The organism is Nonomuraea sp. NPDC050328 (assembly GCF_044459405.1).
Lineage (GTDB): Bacteria > Actinomycetota > Actinomycetes > Streptosporangiales > Streptosporangiaceae > Nonomuraea.
Map to the genome: position 1 here is coordinate 258,199 of NZ_JBITIW010000002.1, position 18,880 is coordinate 277,078.

Sequence of the window (18,880 nt, forward strand, 5' to 3'; positions counted from 1 at the left end):
TCCTCCTAGGGGGTGACGGTGGGACTTTCCACGCCGCCGAGCCAGGCGGCGGTCTTGTGCGGGCGCCACTGCTGGCGGACGTAGTAGGGGCGGCCGGCGACGGCTGACGGGATGGTGTACCAGCCCTCGGGGACGCAGACGTGCTGGGTGCGGCCCAGGGTGAAGCGCATGTCGTGGCACTTGAGCTGCACGGTGATCGCCCGGTTGTCGTGGGCGTCGAAGACCTGCATGGCCATGTCCGTCTGGAAGCCGTCGGGCGCCTTCATCCGGACCTGCGTGTAGAGCCTGCCCTCGACGGCGCGAAGGCACGGGCTGAGGTAGACGCCCTGGCCGGCGTGGCCCCAGTCGCCGCAGCGGATGACCTCCTTGGCGGCCGGGGTGGGGTCGTCGGCCTCGGCGGTGAGCTCCTGGGCGATCTCGGACTCGGCGGGTGGCGACTTCTTGACCGGCGGCTTGGTGGTGGCGGGGCGGGAGGGCTGGGGTGTGGGCTTGGCGCCCCGGGACTGGGGGGTGGGGGTGCGCACCGGCTTGGTGGAGGGCGGCTTCCGCGTGGACGGCTTAACGGAAACCGAAGCCGACACCGACACCGGAACCGAGGCCGAAACCGGAACCGAAGCAGCAGCGGCAGGGCCGGCGTGCCGTACCGGGTCGGCGGTGGACGGGGTGCGGTCCCACAGGACGAAGGTGGTCGCGGCGACCAGCGCGATCCCGGCCGCCCCGGCGCCCAGCAGCAGGCGCGGCGGACGCCTGCCCGCCCGCGGCGCCCCCGCCACACCGGGCGAGGTGGTGGCCGAAGAGGAGGAGGGCGCGGCCGGTTGGCGGGCCAGGGGAGTGCCGTCGAGCGGGACGGCGGTGTCGGAGAGAGGCGCCTCCCGCGAGACCGGGTCGAGCGAAGGCACCCCCGCCAGCGCCCCCGAAGCCGCCCGGAGCTGCCGGGCGACCTGCTCGGCGGCGGGCCGGGCGCCGGGGTCCTTGGCGGAGCAGGCCACGATGACGTCCCAGAGCGGGTCCGGAATCCCGGGCAGCCGGCGCGGCGCCATGTGGAAGGCGCAGTGCAGGGCGCTCATCGTGTGCCCGCCGGCGAACGGCGCCCGGCCGGCCAGCAGTTCGTACAGGAGCATCGCCAGCGCGTAGAGGTCGGCGGCGGGCCCGGGGCGCTCGCCGCGCAACACCTCGGGGGCCATGTAGACCGGCGTGCCGACCACGCTGGTGGCGGTGCCGACGGTGGTGGTCTGCAGGATGCGTGAGACGCCGAAGTCGCTGAGCCGGAGCGCGCCGCCGCCCGCTTCGAGCAGCACGTTGCCCGGTTTGACGTCGCAGTGCACGACCCCGCCGGTGTGCGCGTAGGCGAGGGCGTCGGCCACCTGCGCGGCCATGGCGGCGGCGGACGCGGGCGCGAAGGTGCCCTGGCGGCGCAGCGCCTCGCGCAGGTCGCCGCCGGACACGAGATCCATGACGATCGCGATCCGGTCGCCTTCGAGGACGAAGTCGCGGATGGAGACGATGCCCGGATGCCGTAACCGCAGCAGGACCGTCCGTTCCCGGACGAAGCGCGCCACCACCTCCGGATCGGTCGCCAGCCCGGGATGCAGCAGCTTCGCCGCCACGAACTCGCCGGTCCGGCGATCGACCGCGCGCCAGACGGCGCCCATGCCGCCTTCACCCAGCGGCTGGACTAAGTGATAGGCGCTGCCGAGCGTATCGTCCACCAAGGCCTCCCCCGCCCCGTAAAGAAGAATGATCTTAGCGGGGGCGCGGCCTCAATCGAAGATCTGCTGGTAGAACGCCAGCTCGGCGGCGAGCGCGGCGGTGCGCGTCTCGGCCCGCCGGAAGCCGTGCGACTCGCCCTCGAAGGCCAGGTAGGTGCACGGCACGCCACGCTCGGCGAGCGCGTCGGCGAAGGCGGAGGACTGCTCGGGCGGCACGACCGGGTCGTCGAGGCCCTGGAGCAGCAACATCGGGCAGCTCACCCCGTCGACCAGGGCCAGCGGCTCGCGGGTGGCGTACAGGCCGGGGTCGTCCGGCCCGACCAGCCACTCGACGTAGCGCGACTCGAAGTCGTGCGTGTGCGCGTTGAGCGGCGCCAGCGCGCTGACCCCGTAGTACGAGACGCCGCCGGCGAAGGCGTCGGAGCGGCAGCAGGTGGCCATCACCGTCCAGCCGCCCGAGCTGCCGCCGCGGACCGCGACCTGCCCGGCGAGGCCCTGCGCGAGCAGCCATTCGGCCGCGGCGACGGTGTCCTCGACGTCGACCACGCCCCACTGGCCGCGCAGCCGTTCCCGGTAGGCCCTGCCGTACCCGGTGGAGCCGCCGAAGTTGAGGTCCAGCACGCCGATGCCGCGCGAGGTGAGGAAGGCCTTCTCCAGGTCGAGCGCCGTGGTGGTGTGCGCGGTCGGGCCGCCGTGGACGAAGACGACGTACGGCGTGGCCCCCTCGGCGCTGCGGCCGGGTGCGGCGGGACGGTAGAGGAAGGCGTGCGCGCGCCGCCCGAAGCGGCCGGTCACCTCGACCGGCTCCGGGGCCGGCAGCCAGGCGATGTCCGGCAGTTCCTCGATCTCGCGCCGCAGGCCCTCGACCCGCCCGGTGGCCAGGTCGAGGCGGACGACCGAGGTCGGGACCGCCGGGCCGTACCCGACGCCGACCAGGGAGCCGCCGTCGGCGGCGAGCGCGGGCAGCCAGCCGTCGTAGGGCACGTCGAGGTCGGTCAGGACGCCGCTGTCCGGGTCGAGCAGGCCCAGCCGCAGGTCGCCCTGCCCGTGCAGGACCGCGAGCCGCCCGTCCTCCAGCACGAGGTACGGCAGGCCGCCCAGGGTCCACATCGGCCAGGCGAACTCCTGCTCGGCCGGGTGGAGCGCCTGGGAGGAGGTGCCGTAGATGCTGATCCGGTAGAGGTTCCACCACCCCGACCAGTCGGAGATCAGGTACAGGTGGGAGTCGTCGCGGAACTGCGGCGCCAGCACCGATTCGCCGAGCCCGCCCTTGACCGTCCACGAGCTCCCGTCGGCCAGCCGGGTGAGCCGCAGTTCGGTGCCGTTCCACGGCATGCGCGGGTGGTTCCAGCAGATGTAGGCCAGGAGCTGGCCGTCGGGGGAGAGGGTGGGCGAGGCGTAGAAGTCGCTGCCGGTGACGTGCTCGCGCGGCTCGCCCCCGGCCAGCGGGATGGACACGATCGAGCGCTGCACCTTGCCGTCGTCCTCGTGGCGTTCCCGGACGGCCCAGAGGTCGTCGCCGCGGACGAGCAGGTCGGCGTAGCGGCAGCCGTCGTCCGGGGTGAGCGGCACGGGGTCGCCGCCGTCGAGCAGGTAGAGCCGCTGGTCGCCGAGGTTGGCGAAGACGACCGCGCCGGAGCCGGTCACCGCGTAGGGCCGCCCGCCGTACTCGTGCACGCGGGTGCGGGCGCTCCAGGGCGCGGGCAGCAGCTCGGTGCGGGTGCCGTCGGCCGCCCGATGCATGATCGTCGAACGGCCGCCCTCGTCGGGCCGGTCCTCGGTCCACCACACCTGCCCGGCGGCCGCGGTCGGCCAGCCCAGGCGCAGGCCCGCGCGGGCCACGTCGGAGGTGCTGAGGGGCGAGCTCCAGGGGGAGAACGACATAGCCCGAATCCTGCCCGAAACTCGCCCGGAGTTCCTCGCTATTCCATGCCTTCGATGGCCGCCGCGCCGGGCGTGGCCGGGCCCATCCCGATGAGGGCCGGGCCGGGCGGCGCGATGGGCGGAGCGGCGGTCTTGCGACTGCGCCGGCTGCGCTTCTCCAGCCAGGTGGCCAGGGCGCTCAGCGCCATGTTGAGCCCGATGTAGATGATGCCGATCACGATGGCGGCCGGGATCAGCGAGCCGAAGAAGTTGGCCGGGATGAGCTTGAAGCCCATGTTGAGCAGGTCGACGTAGGCGATGATGTAGCCGAGCGCGGTGTCCTTGAGCAGCACCACGAGCTGGCTGACGATCGCCGGCATCATCGCGGTGACCGCCTGCGGCAGCAGGATCATCCGCATGACCTGGCTCTTGCGCAGGCCGATGGCGTAGGCCGCCTCCGACTGCCCGTTGGGTACGGCCAGCACGCCGGCCCTGACCACCTCGGCCAGCACCGAGCCGTTGTACAGGGTCAGGCCGAGCACCAGGGCGAAGAAGGTGTAGTCGCCGCCCTGCATCAGGAAGTAGATGAAGAAGATCAGCAGGAGCAGCGGGATCGACCGGAAGACCTCGACCACGAAACCGGCGATCATCCGGATCCAGCGGTGCTCGGAGAGCCGGGCCAGGCCGAACACCGCGCCGAACACCAGCGCCAGCACCGCCGCCGCGGCGGCCGCCTTCAGCGTGCCGAGCAGGCCGGGAATGATGTAGTCGGTCCAGGTGCTGGGGTCGACGAACGGCGCCCAGATCTTGCCGTCCCACTGGCCCTTGTCGTCGAAGCCGCGGTAGATGAACCACACCACCGCACCCACCGCGACCAGGCTGATCGCGGTGAGCAGGTGGTTGCGGATCCGGGCGCGCGGCCCGGGTGCGTCGAACAGGACGGACGAGCTCATCGGGCCACCGCCAGCCTCCGGGCCAGCCACCCGGTGAAGAATCCGATGGGCAGGGTGACCGCCATGAAGGCCACCACGATGCCCAGGAAGATCGGGATCGAGGCGCCGGTGGTGTCGAAGACCTCGCGCATGTTCGCCGCGACGTCGGCGGCGAAGCCACCGGCCACCGCCACGGTGGTGTTCTTCACCATGGCGATCATCACGCTGCCGAGCGGGGCGACCACGACCCGGAAGGCCTGCGGCAGGATGATCAGCGTCAGCGATTGGAAGAAGCCCAGCCCGAGGGCGCGGGCCGCCTCGGCCTGGCCCATCGGCACCGTGTTGATGCCCGACCGGATCGCCTCGCAGACGAAGGCCGCGGTGTAGACCGACAGGCCCAGGGCCACGATCCAGAAGGCGTTGGTCCGCGGCTCCTCGGAGAAGACCAGGTCGAGCTGGTCGCTCAGGCCGAGGATGGAGAAGGCCAGCACCAGGGTCAGCGGCGTGTTCCGCAGCACGTTCACGTAGACCGTGCCGACGCCGCGCAGGACCGGGGTGGGCGAGACGCGCATCGCGGCCAGGATCGTGCCGAGGATGAGCGAGGCCACGGCGCAGATCGCGGCCAGCTTGAGGTTCTCCAGGAAGCCCTCGGCCAGGAATCCCGCGTACTCGAACAGTTCGTCCATGGTGCTCCAGACGACGACCGCGGCGGCCGGGAACGTCCGGCCGCCGCGTCAGGGGGTGGACTCTAGGCGCAACCCTCGGCGGGCGGGGCCGCGTCCGAGAGCTTCAGGCCGTCGATGCCGCCGAACCAGGTGGTCAGGAGCTGCTTCATCGTGCCGTTGTCCCACAGCTTCTTCACCGCGGCGTTCACCGCCTCGCAGGTGGCCTTGTCACCCTTCTTCAGGCCGATGCCGTACTTCTCGTCGGTGAACGGCTGGCCGAGGATCTTGAAGTTGCCGCCGGCCTGCTTGGCGAAGCCCGCCAGGATCAGGTCGTCGGTGGTGACGGCGTCGAGGTTGCCGCCGCTCAGCTTGGAGACGCACTCGGAGTAGTTCGTCGCGTCCACGAGGGTGGCGTCGAGGTCGAGCTGGCCGTCGGGGGGCGGGTCGGTGATCCGCTTGTAGGAGTTGGAGCCGGACGCCTTGCAGATCTTCTTGCCGACGAGCTGCTGCGGCTGGCTGATCGAGGCGTCGTCCTTACGGACCATGACGTCCTGGTGCGCGATCACGTACGGCCCGGCGAAGGTGACCTTCTGCTTGCGGGCCTCGGTGATGGAGTAGGTGGCGAAGATGATGTCCACCGTGCCGTTGCCCAGGAAGGTCTCACGGTTGGCGGAGATCGACTCCTTCCACGTGATGTCGACGTCCTTGCCGCCGTTCATCTCCTTCAGCACGGCCTTGGCCACGTCCACGTCGAAGCCCTCGGGCGCGTTGCCCTTCTTCAGGCCGAGGCTCGGCTGGTCCCACTTGGTGCCGACGATGATCGTGCCGCCGTCCTTCACCTTCTCGACCACGCTGGCGTACGTCTTGTCGCCGCCGCAGGCCGCCAGGCCCGAGATCAGCAGGCCGGCGGCTCCGATGGCCGCGCCTACTCGCCGAATACTCATCTGAACCCCTCAGTGCGTGAGAATCTTGGACAGGAAGTCTTGGGCCCTGTCGGTCCGGGCGTTGGTGAAGAACTCGTCGGGGGTGTTCTCCTCGACGATCTGGCCTTCGGCCATGAACACCACTCTGTTGGCGGCTCTCCTGGCGAAGCCCATCTCGTGGGTGACGACCACCATGGTCATGCCGTCGCGGGCCAGCCCGATCATGACATCGAGCACTTCCTGGACCATCTCCGGGTCCAGAGCCGAGGTCGGTTCGTCGAACAGGATCATCTTCGGGTCCATCGCCAGCGCGCGGGCGATGGCCACCCGCTGCTGCTGGCCGCCGGACAACTGCGCCGGGTACTTCTCCGCCTGGCTGGCGATGCCCACCCGCTCCAGCAGCTCCATGGCACGCTGGTCGGCCTTGGCTCGCGCGAGCTTGCGCACCCGGACCGGGCCGAGCGTCACGTTCTCCCTGATCGTCTTGTGCGCGAACAGGTTGAACGACTGGAACACCATGCCGACTTCGGAGCGCAGCGCGGCCAGCGCCTTGCCCTCCTCCGGCAGCTCCCGCCCGTCAAAGATGATCTTTCCGCTGTCGATGGTCTCCAGGCGGTTGATCGTCCTGCACAGCGTCGACTTTCCGCCGCCGGACGGACCGATCACCACGAGGACCTCGCCGCGGGAGACGGTCAGGTTGATGTCCTTCAGGACGTGGAGCGCCCCGAAGTGTTTGTTGACGTTCTCCATCTTGACCAGCGGAGCCCCGTCACCGTTGTCCGTCATGGGTGACAACGTAGATGGCCTAAGAGCGCTGGTCACTAACTGACCGGTACCGATCAGATCACAGCGGGTTCAAGGATCCATGGACTTGCCAAGGCCGTGCAGCGCCTACCCTTGAGAGTGCGATGAGGACCTACCAGGTGCGCACCTACGGGTGCCAGATGAACGTGCACGACTCCGAGCGTCTGTCCGGTTTGCTGGAGGACGCCGGTTATGTCGCCGCGCCCGAGGGCGAGACCGCCGACGTGGTCGTCTTCAACACCTGCGCGGTGCGGGAGAACGCCGACAACCGGCTCTACGGCAACCTCGGCCACCTCCGCCCGGTCAAGGCCGGCCGGCCCGGCATGCAGATCGCCGTCGGCGGCTGCCTCGCGCAGAAGGACCAGGGCGAGATCGTCCGCAAGGCCCCCTGGGTCGACGTGGTCTTCGGCACGCACAACATCGGCTCGCTGCCGGTGCTGCTGGAGCGCGCCCGGATCGCCGGCGAGGCGCAGGTCGAGCTCAAGGAGTCGCTGGAGGTCTTCCCCTCCACGCTGCCGACCAAGCGCGAGTCCGCCTACGCCGCCTGGGTCTCGGTGTCCGTCGGGTGCAACAACACCTGCACCTTCTGCATCGTGCCGTCGCTGCGCGGCAAGGAGAAGGACCGCCGTCCCGGCGAGGTCCTGGCCGAGGTGCAGACCCTCGTCGAGCAGGGCGTCCTGGAGATCACCCTGCTGGGCCAGAACGTCAACACCTACGGCGTCGAGTTCGGCGACCGGCTGGCCTTCGGCAAGCTGCTGCGCGCCTGCGGCGACATCGAGGGCCTGGAGCGGGTCCGCTTCACCTCGCCGCACCCGGCCGCCTTCACCGACGACGTGATCGCCGCCATGGCCGAGACGCCCAACGTGATGCACCAGCTCCACATGCCGCTGCAGTCCGGCTCCGACCGGGTGCTCAAGGCGATGCGCCGCTCCTACCGGGCCGAGCGCTACCTCGGCATCATCGAGCGGGTCCGCGCCGCCATGCCCGACGCGGCCATCTCCACCGACATCATCGTGGGCTTCCCCGGCGAGACCGAGGAGGACTTCCAGCAGACCCTCGACGTCGTACGGCAGAGCCGCTTCGCCAACGCCTTCACCTTCCAGTACTCCATCCGGCCCGGCACGCCCGCGGCGACCATGGACCAGCAGGTCCCCAAGGAGGTCGTCCAGGAGCGGTACGAGCGGCTGGTCGCCCTCCAGGAGGAGATCTCCTGGGCGGAGAACAAGACCCAGGTCGGGCGGACGCTGGAGGTGCTCGTCGCCGAAGGCGAGGGCCGCAAGGACGAGGCCACCCGCCGCCTGTCCGGGCGGGCGCCGGACAACCGGCTCGTGCACTTCGCCGTGGGCGAGGAGACGCCGCGGCCCGGTGACATGGTGCGGGTCGAGGTCACCTACGCCGCGCCGCACCACCTCGTCGCCGACAGCGGCGTGCTGGGCCTGCGCCGCACCCGGGCCGGCGACGCCTGGGCCGCCCGCCAGGCCGCCCCGGCCTCGTCGGGACCGGGCGTCATGCTCGGCATGCCCGCCATCGGCCGCCCGGCCCCGCTTCCGCCGGTCGCCACGGGTTGCTCCTGACCCGCTGACGCCCAGAGGGCAGCGGCAGGCGCGGGGAGAAGAGATGGAACACAACCGCAGACGCGTGCTCGCTGCCGCCAAGGCGGTGTTCGCCGAGCGCGGCTTCCGTGAGGCGGAGCTCGACGACATCGCCGAGCGCGCCGAGCTGACCCGCGACGCGATTCACTCCTGCTTCCCCGGCAAGCGGGCCCTCTACTTCGCCGTCCTGGCCGAGCTGGCGGAACTCGAGGCGGACAACGGGGAACGGCCGAAGCCCGAGGTGGGCGGCCCGGGCGCGGCGCTGCGCGAGTTCGCCAGGGCCTGGGTGGAGCGGCTGCCGCTGGCCGGCGACGCCGAACCGCCCCGCCTGACGATGGACCTCCTGGCCGAGGTGCAGGCCGACGAACGGATCCGCCGGCCGTACGCCCAGCTCATGCGCTTGGCCGCACTCCTGCTCGGGCTGGCGCTGGAACAGGTGGCGGCGGGCGGCGGTGGCCGGCCGGAGCGCGGGCCCGGTTCCTGGACGGCGCGCGCCGAGGTGACCCGGCGCGAGGAAGAACGGGACTGGGAGGACCAGGAAGAAAGGCCGCGGCTGGTGCGAGTGGCCGAGGCCGCGCTCACCACGCTGCACGGAGCCGCCCAGTTGAGTGCCGCCGCACCCGGCTTCGTGGACGAGTTCGGCCTGCCCCTGGCCGTCGAGCGCCTGGCCGGGCTTGACGGCCAGGGGCAGGCCGACCGGTGGGCGCCCCCGCATCTGGAGTTCGCGCCCTTGGCGGTGACCGAGGAGCGGACGTGGGACCCGCCGGCGGCCTTCGACGCGGTCACCGCGGAGCCGGCCCGGCTGGGCGGCGACGGCGTCGTGGCGGTGCTCGGCGTCCGACGGCTGTCGGTCGCCGAGGAGGCCGTACGAGCGGTGCCGCCGGGGGAGACCGTGTCGGTGATCGTGGTGAGCGAGGAGCCGGCCGAACTGCTGCCGCTGGCCCGGCTGGTCGTGGCGGAGGTGGCCGGGCGGGTGCGCCGGGTCTTCCCGCTGCACGCGTGGCCGCGGGTGCAGGTGGTCTTCGACGAGACCGGCGCGCTCGCCGCCGCGGCCGGCGTGCGCGAGCCGGACGATCTGACGCAGGTCGCGCTGCGGGTGGCCGGGAGACGGGTGGTCGCCTCCGCCGAGGGCTACGGCGCCTGCCACGCCGCCGGCACCTGGCCGAGCCTCGACTGACCGCCCGCTTCGGGACGCTATCGAGTGAGGGCGTCCAGGACCTGGTGACAGTAAGCGCGGCGCAGGCCGTCGAAGGTGGCGCACGGGTCGGCCACGCGGCGGGGCACCGGACGGGCCGGGGCGGGCCGGCCCGGGCGCGGACGCGGGACAGGCGTGACGGCCGGGCGGGCGGTGACGGGAGCCGGGAAACGGCGCTGCCAGCGACGGGGCGGCGGTTCCAGGTAAACGGCCCAGCGATGGACCGTGCCAGAACTCGGATGCGGAATTGATCGTTTATCGCGATCATCGATAGGGGCGCTTTCCGCACCGAGAAACGCACAGGAAATCCCCAGGATCGCGAGGGCGACGACGGAAAGTGCGCTCACCAGGGGCAGGAGCGACCTGCGGTTACCTGGGTGAAAGGGATCAAGTTCCGACAAGTCGTGATTCCTTCGTGATTGGTGCGCGAGCATTGTGCTGACGCGGCTAGTGTGGTCCATCACCCGCGGAAGCCGGCGCGCTTTCCCCCGATCCGACCCGCAGGAGCTGTTTCCATGGAAGGCCACGATCCCGAGCGTCTGGACGTCCTCACCGGCCCGGGCGACGAGCCCCGGCCGCCGCGGCGGAAGACCGCCGCGAACGCCAACAAGAAGCTGATCGTCATCGCCGCCGTCGTCGTCGCGGCGCTCGGCGCCGGAGGGCTGGGTTTCGCCCTGTCCGGCTCCGACCAGCCCGCCGCCGGCACCACTCCGGTCTCTCAGACCCAGGACCCGGCCGCCGACCAGAGCGGCGCCCCGCAGGACGGCACGCAGGACGAGCCCGGCGACGCCACCGAGGACCAGGACGGCGGGCAGGCGGGCGACGGCTCGACCGGCGACGCCGGGAACACCGGCGACTCCGGTGACTCCGGCGGGAACACCGGCGACTCGGGCAGCACCGGCGACTCCGGGACCACCGGTGGCGGGTCCAAGGGCACCACCAACACCGGGAACACCGGCAACTCCGGGAACACCGGCGACCCCGGTGGTTCGAACGGCAAGCCGTCCGCGCCGCCCGCCGAGGACAACCCCGCCGACGGCCCGGGCGGCATGTTCCCCGGCCAGTGCGCCGCCAGCGGCTGCGGCTGACGCCTACCGGGGACTGGACTTCGGATTTCGGCCGTCAGTGGCTCTAGGGGCCGGCCGTCGCGGTTCCTAGGCTCGGCCCATGACCGATCCACGCGCCACCGAACTCCGGGCCCTGCACGTGCCCGGCACCCCGCTGATCCTGCCCAACGTCTGGGACGGGGCCTCCACGCATGCCGTCCAGGACGCGGGGTTCCGCGCGATTGCGACCGGGAGCGCGGCGGTGGCGGCGGTGCTGGGCTACCGGGACGGGGAGGACACCCCGCCCGCTGAGATGTTCGCGGCGATCGCCCGCATCGTCCGCCTGGCGCGGGTCCCGGTGACGGCCGATGTGGAGCGCGGCTACGGGCTGCCGCCGAAGGAGCTCGCCGAGCGGCTGGCCGAGACGGGCGCGGTCGGGTGCAACCTGGAGGACTCGGACCCGCGCACCAACGCCCCCATCGACGCCGCCCGGCAGGCGGACTTCCTGGCCGAGGTCCGGGCCGCCGACCCGGACCTGGTGATCAACGCCCGGGTGGACAGTTTCCTCCACCCGGACGCCGACCAGGAGGAGGCGGCCGACCGGGCCCGCCGCTACCTCGCCGCCGGCGCCGACTGCGTCTACCCGATCGGGCTGTCCGACGCGGAGCGGATCAGGTGGTTCGTGCGGGAGGTCGGCGGGCCGGTGAACATCCTGTTCCGTCCCGGTACGCCCAGCCTGGCCGAGCTGGCCACGCTCGGGGTGGCGAGGGTGAGCTACGGCCACGGCCTGCACGCCGCCGCGCACGCCCGCGCGGTCGAGATGATCTCCGCGATCCGGTCTGGGGCCAGCCCGTACCAGTAGATAGCCTGTCGGCGTGCTAGTCGCCGCGGCAGTGTGCCCGCATCCGCCCCTGATCGTGCCCGAACTGGCCGGCGCCGCCGCCGCCGAGCTGGACGGCCTGCGCGCCGCCTGCGCCGCCGCGGTGGAGTCCCTGCTGGCCGTGCCGCACGATGAGCTGGTGGTGGTCGGCGGCGGCCAGACCACCCGGGCGTACGGCGGGCAGGCCGCCGGGTCGTTGCGCCCGTGGGGCGTGGAGGTCAAGGCCGGGGCGGGCGAGCCGGTGCTGCCGTTGTCGCTGACCATCGGGCGCTGGTTGCTGCGGCGTGACCCGGACGGTTTCCAGGAGGTGGCCTTCGACGCCCCGCCGAGGTCTTGCCTCGATCTAGGGGCTTCGCTGGTGCGCGGGCCGCGGGTGGCGTTGCTCGTCCTGGCCGACGGGTCGGCGTGCCTGACCGAGAAGGCGCCCGGGTATCTCGACCCGGCGGCTCAGCCGTACCAGGAGGGGCTGGTCAGGGCGCTGGCGGAGGCGGACGCGACCGCGCTGGCCGCGCTCGACCCGGCCGAGGCCGAGCGGCTGTGGACCGGCGGCCGGGCCGCGCTCCAGGTCCTGGCCGGAGCGGCGGACCAGCCGCTCACCGGCACGGTCCTCGCCGACACCGCGCCCTACGGCGTCGGCTACGTCGTGGCGACCTGGACCTGACCGGAACCGAGGGTCAACGGAGCCGCACCCGCATCAGGTCGCGGGCCAGGACCACCTCGCCGTCGAAGTGACGCCGCGCCTCCGCCTCGAACCGCGGCTCGTCCGCCTCGCCGTACCGCTCGGAGAAGTGGGTGAGCACGAGCGTGCGCACCCCGGCCTGGGCGGCCACCAGCCCGGCCTCGTAGGCGGTCAGGTGGCCGTGCTCCTTGGCGAGCGCCGCCTCCGAGGTGAGGAAGGTCGACTCGATGACCAGCAGGTCCACGTCGTCGGCGAGGGCGAAGACGTTGTCGCACAGCCGCGTGTCCATGACGAAGGCCATGCTCTGCCCCCGCCGCGGCTCGCTGACCTCCTCCAGCCGCACCCCGCGCAGCTCGCCGGCCCGCTGGAGCTCGCCGATCGCCGGCCCCTCGATGCCGCGCGCCCGCAGCGCCTCGGGCAGCAGCCGCCGCCCGTCGGGCTCCTTGAGGCGGTAGCCGTACGCCTCCACCGGGTGCGACAACCGCATCGCCACCAGCGGCGGCGCCTCGGCCACCTCGCCGGCCAGCGGATGCTCCACGATCTCGGCGGTGTCGTGGAAGGCGGCGGCGTGCCGCAGCCGCCGCCAGTACTGCTCGCCCGAGGCCGGGAAGGCGGCGTGCACCGGATGCGGGACCTGGTCGCGGGCGATGCGCTGCACCGTACCCGGCACCCCGAGGCAGTGGTCGCCATGGAAGTGGGTGACGCAGATCCAGGTGAGGTCGTGCGCGCTCAGCCCGGCCCGCGTCAACTGCCGCTGGGTGCCCTCGCCGGGGTCGAAAAGGTAGCCTTGCCGGTCCCAGCGCAGAAAATATCCGTTGTGGTTACGGTTCCGGGTAGGGACCGCGCTGGCGGTGCCGAGGATGACGAGTTCACGCGAGGACATGATGGACACAGTCGCATATGCGGAGCTCGAGACGCCGGTCGGGCCGTTCGCCGTGGCGGTGTCCGAGCAGGGCCTGGTGGCCACCGGCTGGCACGGGCTGCGGCTGGAGGCGCCGGTGGCCGAGGACGCGGCACGGACCGCGCCGGTGGTGGCGGAGCTGCGGGCCTACTTCGCCGGTGAGCTGACGCGGTTCGAGACGCCGATCGACTGGCGGCTGACCGCGGGGAGCAGGCGCAGGGTGCTGCAGGCCCTGTTCGGCGTGCCGTACGGGAAGGTGGTCACCTACGGCGAGCTGGCCGGGCTGAGCGGGACGGGCGTGCCGGCGCGGGGGATCGGGTCGATCATGGGCTCCAACCCGCTGCCGATCGTGGTGCCGTGCCATCGGGTGGTCGCGGGCAACGGGCTGGGCGGCTTCAGCGGCGGGATCGGCGTGGAGACGAAGCGCTGGCTGCTGACCCACGAGGGGTACCTGCAGCCAACGCTCCTGGACCTCTAGCTAGCCTTCCTTGCCGTCGATCCGGTCGGCGGCCCTGCGCGCGGCGTCGGCGCCCTTGGCGAGGTGCTCGTCGTACTTGCCGCCGGTGGCCTCGCTTGCGGCGGCGGCCGCCTTGTCGATGCCGGACCTGGCGGCGTCCTCCGCCTTCTCGCGCAGCCCGTCGACCTTGGAGCCGGCGCCCCCGGCGGACTGCCTGGTCCTGGCTCCGGCGTCGTCGGCGGTGCCCGCCGCCTGTTCGGGGACGTTCCGCGCCTTGTCCGAGGCGTCGTTGAACATCTCCTTGACCTTGTCGAAGATCGACATGCTTTCTCCCGGTCTGTTTCGCGGCGGCCCCCCCGAGCCGCCGTCCCACTCATACCCGCATCGTTGACACACTTATCGGTGTGCGCCAGCAGCCAGTCATCGCCGTCGTGGGACCCACCGCGGCCGGAAAGTCCGACCTAGCCGTGGATCTCGCCCTCCGGCTGGGCGGCGAATGCATCAACGCCGACTCCATGCAGCTTTACCGAGGAATGGACATCGGCACGGCCAAACTCGACCTTTCCGAGCGCAAGGGGGTTCCGCACCATCTCCTGGACATCTGGGAGGTGAGCGTCACCGCCAGCGTGGCCGAGTACCAGAAGCAGGTCCGGCCGCTGCTGGACACGATCGAGACGCCGATCCTGGTCGGCGGCAGCGGGCTCTACGTCCGGGCCGCGCTCGACGAGCTGGAGTTCCCCGGCACCGACCCGGAGATCCGCGCCCGCCTGGAGGCCGAGCTGGCCGAGCGCGGGCCGCGGGAGCTGTACGAGCGGCTGCGGGTGGCCGACCCGGTGGCGGCCGAGGCGATCCTGCCCAGCAACGGGCGGCGGATCGTGCGGGCGCTGGAGGTGATCGAGTTCTCCGGGCGGCCGTTCTCCGCGACGATGCCCTCCTACGAGGCGGTCTACCCCAGCGTGCAGATCGGGCTGTCGGTGCCCAGGCCCGAGCTCGACGAGCGGATCGCGCTGCGCGTGGAGCGCATGTGGGCGGCGGGGCTGGTCGAGGAGGTGCGCTCGCTGCCGGGGCTGCGCGAGGGCTTCACCGCCTCGCGGGCGCTCGGCTACGCCCAGGTGCTGCGCTTCCTGGACGGCGAGTGGAGCGAGGAGCAGGCCTTCGAGGAGACCGTCCGGGCCACCCGGCGCTTCGCCCGGCGGCAGGAGTCGTGGTTCCGGCGCGACCCCAGGGTGGTCTGGTTGCCGTACGATTCGCCGGACCTCATAGGCTTGGCGCATGAGGTTCTTGAAGGGGCACGGCACTGAGAACGACTTCGTCATCCTGCCCGATCCCGACGGCGAGCTGGAGCTGACCGCCGCCCGCGTGGCGGCGATCTGCGACCGGCGCGCGGGTCTGGGCGCCGACGGAGTCCTCCGCGTCGTGCGCACCAAGGTCTCACCCGAGGTCTCGCACCTGGCCGGGCAGGCCGAGTGGTTCATGGACTACCGCAACTCCGACGGCAGCATGGCCGAGATGTGCGGCAACGGCGTCCGGGTCTTCGCCCGCCACCTCATCGACGCCGGGCTGACCGACCCGGCGGAGTTCGCCATCGCCACCCGCGGCGGGCTGCGTGCCGTCCGCGTGGACGCCGAGGGCGAGATCTCCGTCGACATGGGCCTGCCGCGCGTGCTGGGCGAGAGCGTCGCCACCGTCGCCGGCCAGGAGTACACCGGCCTGCACATCGACGTGGGCAACCCGCACCTGGCCTGCGTCATCGGCGACCCGGTCACCCAGCTCGTGCTCGACCACCAGCCCGCCTTCGACCCGGCGGTCTTCCCGACCGGCGTCAACATCGAGCTGCTCAACGCGGTCGGCCCGCGCCGCGCGGTGATGCGCGTCTACGAGCGCGGCTCCGGCGAGACCCGCTCGTGCGGCACCGGCGCGGTGGCCACCGCCGTCGCCGCCGCCCACCTGGCCGGGGAGAGCACCGGCACCTGGACGGTCGAGGTGCTCGGCGGCCGGCTCACCGTGACGCTCACCGCCGAGACCAGCTACCTGGCCGGCCCGGCGGTGATCATCGCCTCCGGAGAACTTGCCGAATGATGTTCTGCTGAGGGATTCTGGGGACGTCTTCCCCACCCCAGGAGGTACGGCATGGCGGATCCCCGCACCACGGCGGCCGAGGTCAAAGGCCCCATCGGCGTGCTCGGCGGCAAGTGGATGCTCTCGCGCGAGGCCAAGGCGGCCTGCGAGGAGCTCCGGCTCGGTCCTCGCGAGGCCTACTTCCGCGGCCGCTGCGGCGTGCTCGGCGAGGTCCACGCCGACGTGGTGACCTCGGTCGCCGTCTTCTTCCCGCCCGCGCACGTCACCGAGAGCTGGGAGGGCGGGCGCAAGGTCCCGGTCGAGCAGGCGGTGGCCCGCTACGCCGTGGCCTGCCAGGAGTGGGGGCGGCGCAACCTCGGCGGCTTCGACGGCTGCGCCCGGCTGGCCGAGCTGCTGGAGCCGGTCGTCGAGCACGCCTCGCCGGTGGGCGCGCCGCTGTTCGCCGGGTGGCGGGCCGTACCGCTGCCGGCCGACGCGCCGGCGCGGGCCACCCAGCTCATGCACGTCGTGCGCGAACTGCGCGGCGGCGTGCACGCGGCGGCCGTCGTCGCGGCGGGCATGCATCCGCTGGACGCGATGCTCGCGATCGAGCACCCCGGAACACCTTTCGGTAACGTCGCGGGCGAGACGATGGCGAAATTCTTCGAATGGCCGGAGCCGTACCCGGCGCCCGCTCCCGACGTGGTCGAACGCCGGAAGGTGATCGAGGAGCAGACCAACGACGTGATGGCCCCGTTCTTCGAAGTGCTCTCTGAGGTGGAACGCGACGAGCTCATCGGGCTCGTGCGTTTGGGGCATGCCAGTTGACCTGGCAGACTTTCTGCCCATGGACGTGGACATCTGGTCGTGGGTCGGCGACACCCAGCAGCAGCTCGGCGAAGCGGGTCAGGGCGGGCTCGCAATGGCGCTGGGAGACCTTCCCGCGCAGGCATACCAAGGGCGGTACGCCCAGCTCGACGTGATGGCGCCCGCCATCGCGCAGCAGGCGGAAACCCTCCAGATGCCCTGGCTGGAGCTCTACGCCCGCTACTGGCACCTGGTCGGCCGCGTCGGCGACCGCGCTCAGGGCGCGGTCGCGATCGGCGACGCGGAGGCGCTGGTCGCCTTCGCCGAGCGAGAGGACGTGCGTGACTGCCCGAGCACCCCGGCCGCCCTGGAGGCGCTGGCGGTGGCCTGGGCCAACACCGACGCACCCGGCTACGCCGCCGAGCGGCTGGCCAAGCTCGGCCCCGCGCTGGAGCAGTTCGGCCCCGACCACCTGGCCTACTGCGGCCTGGTGACGCAGTACGTCTCGGCGCTCACCGACGCCGGCCGCGCCGACGAGGCGGTCGCCTACGCCGAGTCCGCCGTCGAGCGCCTGCGCGCCGACGGCAAGCAGGCGAGCTGGGAGCTCGGCGCCGAGAGCGCCCGCGCCCTGCTGGCCGCCGGCCGCGCCGACGCCGCCCTCACCGCGCTCCAGGCGGCCGTCGACTTCCAGGCCGACGACCCGGTGGCCAAGCCGTACCGCGACGCGGTGCGCCGCGCCCGCATCCTGGCCGAGCTCGGCCGGATGGAAGAGGCCGTCGACGCCCTGCCCGACCTCGACGTGGTCGGCGAGCACCCGCGCGTCTTCGCCGAGTGGAGCCAGGCGGTCGCCAAGCTCGCCTCCTCCGCGCAGATCACCAACACCTGGCAGCTCGGCCGCGTGCTGCGCCAGTGGATCGACTACTTCGGCACCATGGGCGGCTACCGCGCCCGGGTCGAGCTGGCGCTGGTCGCCGGCGAGCTGGCCGTGGCCCGTCAGGGCGTGTGGCAGGCCAGGCTGCTGGCCGACGCCGCGCAGTCCTACGCCGGCGAGCTGCGGGCCGACGAGGGCGTCGCCGAGCGGATCGCCGCGCTGCGCGCCGCCGCCGACGCCACCGAGCCGCCCGCCGAGCCCGAGGGCTCGCTGGAGGAGCGTGTCGGCCAGTTCGACGCCGCCGACGGCTTCAACGCCGACCCGGAGAAGTGGGTGGGCTGGCTGGAGCCGCTGTCCGGCACCGACCTGGAGGCCACCCGCCGGCACACCACCACGCTCGGCTTCCTCGGCTACCCGGCGCGCGGCGCCGACATCTACTGGAAGCTGCTGGTCGACGGCGGCGACGTGGCCGCGGCCGACCCCGAGGACATCGCCTACCTGGCCACCCTGCTCATCGAGGCCCGCCAGGACGAGCGGCTGGAGCAGCTCGCCGCCCAGCTTCCGCACGTCCAGCGCCACCTCACGCTGGCCCGCCTGCACACCGCCCGCGAGCGCTGGGAGGAGGCGGTCGGCGAGGCCGAGCACGCCGTCACCAACGGCGGCGGCATCGCCGCGCGCCGCCTGCTGTCCGGCGCGCTCCAGCAGATGGGCGAGAACGAGAAGGCCGCCACCGTGCTCCTCAACGTCATCGACGACGAGGACACCACGGAGGAGGACGTCTGGCGCATGATCGTCATGGCGACCTCCGCCGAGGACTGGGCGACCGTACGGCGGGGCGCCGCCAAGATCGGCATGCCGCTCAAGTCCACCGAGGGCCCGGTCGAGGAGGAGATGGGGCTCGTCCGCATCATCCTCCCCGCACCCGACGGCAGCCAGCGGCAGATCCTGTCCATCCGCACCGGCCCGGCGACCGCCCGCCTGGCGCTGCCGCAGCCGCGCGGCATGGAGTACAACGCCGGCGACCTGGTCGTCTTCGACCCGCAGTTGCTGGAGCCGATCCCCTCCTCCCCGGAGGAGCAGCAGAACTTCGTGCCGCCGTTCGCCGCGGTCAGCCTGCTGCGCCAGGGCGGCTACACCAGCTACTTCTTCGACGGCGCCGCGCCGTCGGAGTCGGACTGGGCCGAGTTCACCGAGGTCATGGCCGAGCGCGGCTGGCCGATGTGGGTCTACAGCGACGAGAACTACACCGTCACCCACCCCTCGACCGGTGAGCGCCTGCCCGGCCTGTACGGCTGGGTCGCCGTGCCGCCCGGCGTGAGCGCCGAGGAGGTCGACGCGCTGCTCGACGACGCCACCGAGCGCTGGTCGCACCCGCTGGCCTGGCTCGACCTGGCCCGCGAGATCGACGTCGAGGTGGAGCGGCACGAGCGCATCACCAAGGAGTACGGTCTCTAATCGTTCTCTCTAGAATCTCCTTCTATCCAGAACGTACGGGTCG

At 72.3% G+C, this 18,880-nt stretch carries 18 protein-coding genes; 10 read left to right on the forward strand and 8 right to left on the reverse strand.

Annotated elements, in window-relative coordinates; all coding sequences use genetic code 11:
• Positions 1 to 5 precede the first annotated feature (5 nt).
• The 6 genes from ACIBG7_RS07350 to ACIBG7_RS07375 form a co-directional block, all read right to left on the reverse strand.
• A complete protein-coding gene (locus ACIBG7_RS07350; protein WP_397335513.1) occupies positions 6 to 1,709 on the reverse strand; it encodes a protein kinase in 1,704 nt (567 codons plus the stop codon).
• Positions 1,710 to 1,760: 51 nt separating this feature from the next.
• A complete protein-coding gene (locus ACIBG7_RS07355) occupies positions 1,761 to 3,593 on the reverse strand; it encodes a prolyl oligopeptidase family serine peptidase (RefSeq protein ID WP_397335514.1) in 1,833 nt (610 codons plus the stop codon).
• A 38-nt stretch (positions 3,594 to 3,631) separates the two neighbouring features.
• Positions 3,632 to 4,525 carry an amino acid ABC transporter permease gene (locus tag ACIBG7_RS07360; RefSeq protein WP_357927434.1) on the reverse strand — a complete coding sequence of 298 codons (894 nt, stop codon included), beginning with the start codon at positions 4,523 to 4,525 and terminating at the stop codon, positions 3,632 to 3,634.
• On the reverse strand, positions 4,522 to 5,190 hold the full coding sequence (locus tag ACIBG7_RS07365) for an amino acid ABC transporter permease (protein WP_357927432.1): 669 nt from the start codon (positions 5,188 to 5,190) through the stop codon (positions 4,522 to 4,524). The genes ACIBG7_RS07360 and ACIBG7_RS07365 overlap by 4 nt, the downstream gene beginning before the upstream one ends.
• Before the next feature lie 62 nt (positions 5,191 to 5,252).
• Positions 5,253 to 6,113 carry a glutamate ABC transporter substrate-binding protein gene (locus ACIBG7_RS07370; protein WP_357927430.1) on the reverse strand — a complete coding sequence of 287 codons (861 nt, stop codon included), beginning with the start codon at positions 6,111 to 6,113 and terminating at the stop codon, positions 5,253 to 5,255.
• 9 nt (positions 6,114 to 6,122) lie between these two features.
• The gene (locus ACIBG7_RS07375) at positions 6,123 to 6,878 is read right to left on the reverse strand and encodes an amino acid ABC transporter ATP-binding protein (RefSeq protein ID WP_357927428.1); all 756 of its coding nucleotides are present in this window, start codon (positions 6,876 to 6,878) and stop codon (positions 6,123 to 6,125) included.
• A gap of 122 nt (positions 6,879 to 7,000) precedes the next feature.
• On the opposite strand from ACIBG7_RS07375, the gene miaB reads away from it, so the two are divergent.
• The 5 genes from miaB (at position 7,001) to ACIBG7_RS07400 (ending at position 12,270) form a co-directional block, all read left to right on the forward strand.
• Positions 7,001 to 8,470 carry a tRNA (N6-isopentenyl adenosine(37)-C2)-methylthiotransferase MiaB gene (gene miaB / locus ACIBG7_RS07380; protein WP_357927426.1) on the forward strand — a complete coding sequence of 490 codons (1,470 nt, stop codon included), beginning with the start codon at positions 7,001 to 7,003 and terminating at the stop codon, positions 8,468 to 8,470.
• 43 nt (positions 8,471 to 8,513) lie between these two features.
• Entirely contained in the window at positions 8,514 to 9,665 is a 1,152-nt protein-coding gene (locus ACIBG7_RS07385) for a TetR/AcrR family transcriptional regulator (protein WP_397335516.1), read from the forward strand.
• A gap of 533 nt (positions 9,666 to 10,198) precedes the next feature.
• Positions 10,199 to 10,771, forward strand: a complete 573-nt coding sequence (locus ACIBG7_RS07390) for a hypothetical protein (RefSeq protein WP_397335517.1) — start codon at positions 10,199 to 10,201, stop codon at positions 10,769 to 10,771.
• A gap of 79 nt (positions 10,772 to 10,850) precedes the next feature.
• Positions 10,851 to 11,591, forward strand: coding sequence for an isocitrate lyase/phosphoenolpyruvate mutase family protein (locus ACIBG7_RS07395; RefSeq protein ID WP_397335518.1), 741 nt, complete (start codon positions 10,851 to 10,853; stop codon positions 11,589 to 11,591).
• 13 nt (positions 11,592 to 11,604) lie between these two features.
• Positions 11,605 to 12,270 (forward strand): hypothetical protein, encoded by a 666-nt coding sequence (locus ACIBG7_RS07400; RefSeq protein WP_397335519.1) that lies wholly within the window; start codon positions 11,605 to 11,607, stop codon positions 12,268 to 12,270.
• A 13-nt stretch (positions 12,271 to 12,283) separates the two neighbouring features.
• On the opposite strand, the gene ACIBG7_RS07405 is transcribed toward ACIBG7_RS07400, so the two are convergent.
• Positions 12,284 to 13,171: a ribonuclease Z gene (locus ACIBG7_RS07405; protein WP_357927419.1), complete on the reverse strand. Its 888-nt coding sequence runs from the start codon at positions 13,169 to 13,171 to the stop codon at positions 12,284 to 12,286.
• Between ACIBG7_RS07405 and ACIBG7_RS07410 the strand changes: the two genes are divergently transcribed.
• Positions 13,170 to 13,667 carry a methylated-DNA--[protein]-cysteine S-methyltransferase gene (locus ACIBG7_RS07410; protein WP_357927417.1) on the forward strand — a complete coding sequence of 166 codons (498 nt, stop codon included), beginning with the start codon at positions 13,170 to 13,172 and terminating at the stop codon, positions 13,665 to 13,667. The genes ACIBG7_RS07405 and ACIBG7_RS07410 overlap by 2 nt on opposite strands.
• Here ACIBG7_RS07410 and ACIBG7_RS07415 read toward each other — a convergent pair whose 3' ends face one another.
• Positions 13,668 to 13,970: an Rv0909 family putative TA system antitoxin gene (locus ACIBG7_RS07415; protein WP_397335521.1), complete on the reverse strand. Its 303-nt coding sequence runs from the start codon at positions 13,968 to 13,970 to the stop codon at positions 13,668 to 13,670. It lies immediately after the preceding gene.
• Positions 13,971 to 14,050: 80 nt separating this feature from the next.
• On the opposite strand from ACIBG7_RS07415, the gene miaA reads away from it, so the two are divergent.
• Genes miaA through ACIBG7_RS07435 form a run of 4 tightly spaced genes read left to right on the forward strand, consistent with a single transcriptional unit; the run spans position 14,051 to position 18,837 of the window.
• A complete protein-coding gene (gene miaA / locus ACIBG7_RS07420; RefSeq protein WP_397335522.1) occupies positions 14,051 to 14,947 on the forward strand; it encodes a tRNA (adenosine(37)-N6)-dimethylallyltransferase MiaA in 897 nt (298 codons plus the stop codon).
• Entirely contained in the window at positions 14,919 to 15,725 is an 807-nt protein-coding gene (dapF, locus tag ACIBG7_RS07425) for a diaminopimelate epimerase (protein WP_397335523.1), read from the forward strand. The genes miaA and dapF overlap by 29 nt, the downstream gene beginning before the upstream one ends.
• A 51-nt stretch (positions 15,726 to 15,776) precedes the next feature.
• Entirely contained in the window at positions 15,777 to 16,532 is a 756-nt protein-coding gene (locus ACIBG7_RS07430) for a hypothetical protein (protein WP_397335524.1), read from the forward strand.
• Between the two features lie 19 nt (positions 16,533 to 16,551).
• On the forward strand, positions 16,552 to 18,837 hold the full coding sequence (locus ACIBG7_RS07435) for a tetratricopeptide repeat protein (RefSeq protein WP_357927409.1): 2,286 nt from the start codon (positions 16,552 to 16,554) through the stop codon (positions 18,835 to 18,837).
• Positions 18,838 to 18,880: the final 43 nt, after the last annotated feature.

Bases quoted from the DNA above. Each gene is read 5' to 3' on its own strand.
- ACIBG7_RS07355 (WP_397335514.1), bottom strand. From the start codon at position 3,593: ATGTCGTTCTCCCCCTGGAGCTCGCCCCTCAGCACCTCCGACGTGGCC.
- ACIBG7_RS07360 (WP_357927434.1), bottom strand. From the start codon at position 4,525: ATGAGCTCGTCCGTCCTGTTCGACGCACCCGGGCCGCGCGCCCGGATC.
- ACIBG7_RS07365 (WP_357927432.1), bottom strand. From the start codon at position 5,190: ATGGACGAACTGTTCGAGTACGCGGGATTCCTGGCCGAGGGCTTCCTG.
- ACIBG7_RS07370 (WP_357927430.1), bottom strand. From the start codon at position 6,113: ATGAGTATTCGGCGAGTAGGCGCGGCCATCGGAGCCGCCGGCCTGCTG.
- ACIBG7_RS07375 (WP_357927428.1), bottom strand. From the start codon at position 6,878: ATGACGGACAACGGTGACGGGGCTCCGCTGGTCAAGATGGAGAACGTC.
- miaB (WP_357927426.1), top strand. From the start codon at position 7,001: ATGAGGACCTACCAGGTGCGCACCTACGGGTGCCAGATGAACGTGCAC.
- ACIBG7_RS07385 (WP_397335516.1), top strand. From the start codon at position 8,514: ATGGAACACAACCGCAGACGCGTGCTCGCTGCCGCCAAGGCGGTGTTC.
- ACIBG7_RS07390 (WP_397335517.1), top strand. From the start codon at position 10,199: ATGGAAGGCCACGATCCCGAGCGTCTGGACGTCCTCACCGGCCCGGGC.
- ACIBG7_RS07395 (WP_397335518.1), top strand. From the start codon at position 10,851: ATGACCGATCCACGCGCCACCGAACTCCGGGCCCTGCACGTGCCCGGC.
- ACIBG7_RS07410 (WP_357927417.1), top strand. From the start codon at position 13,170: ATGATGGACACAGTCGCATATGCGGAGCTCGAGACGCCGGTCGGGCCG.
- ACIBG7_RS07405 (WP_357927419.1), bottom strand. From the start codon at position 13,171: ATGTCCTCGCGTGAACTCGTCATCCTCGGCACCGCCAGCGCGGTCCCT.
- ACIBG7_RS07415 (WP_397335521.1), bottom strand. From the start codon at position 13,970: ATGTCGATCTTCGACAAGGTCAAGGAGATGTTCAACGACGCCTCGGAC.
- dapF (WP_397335523.1), top strand. From the start codon at position 14,919: ATGAGGTTCTTGAAGGGGCACGGCACTGAGAACGACTTCGTCATCCTG.
- ACIBG7_RS07430 (WP_397335524.1), top strand. From the start codon at position 15,777: ATGGCGGATCCCCGCACCACGGCGGCCGAGGTCAAAGGCCCCATCGGC.
- ACIBG7_RS07435 (WP_357927409.1), top strand. From the start codon at position 16,552: ATGGACGTGGACATCTGGTCGTGGGTCGGCGACACCCAGCAGCAGCTC.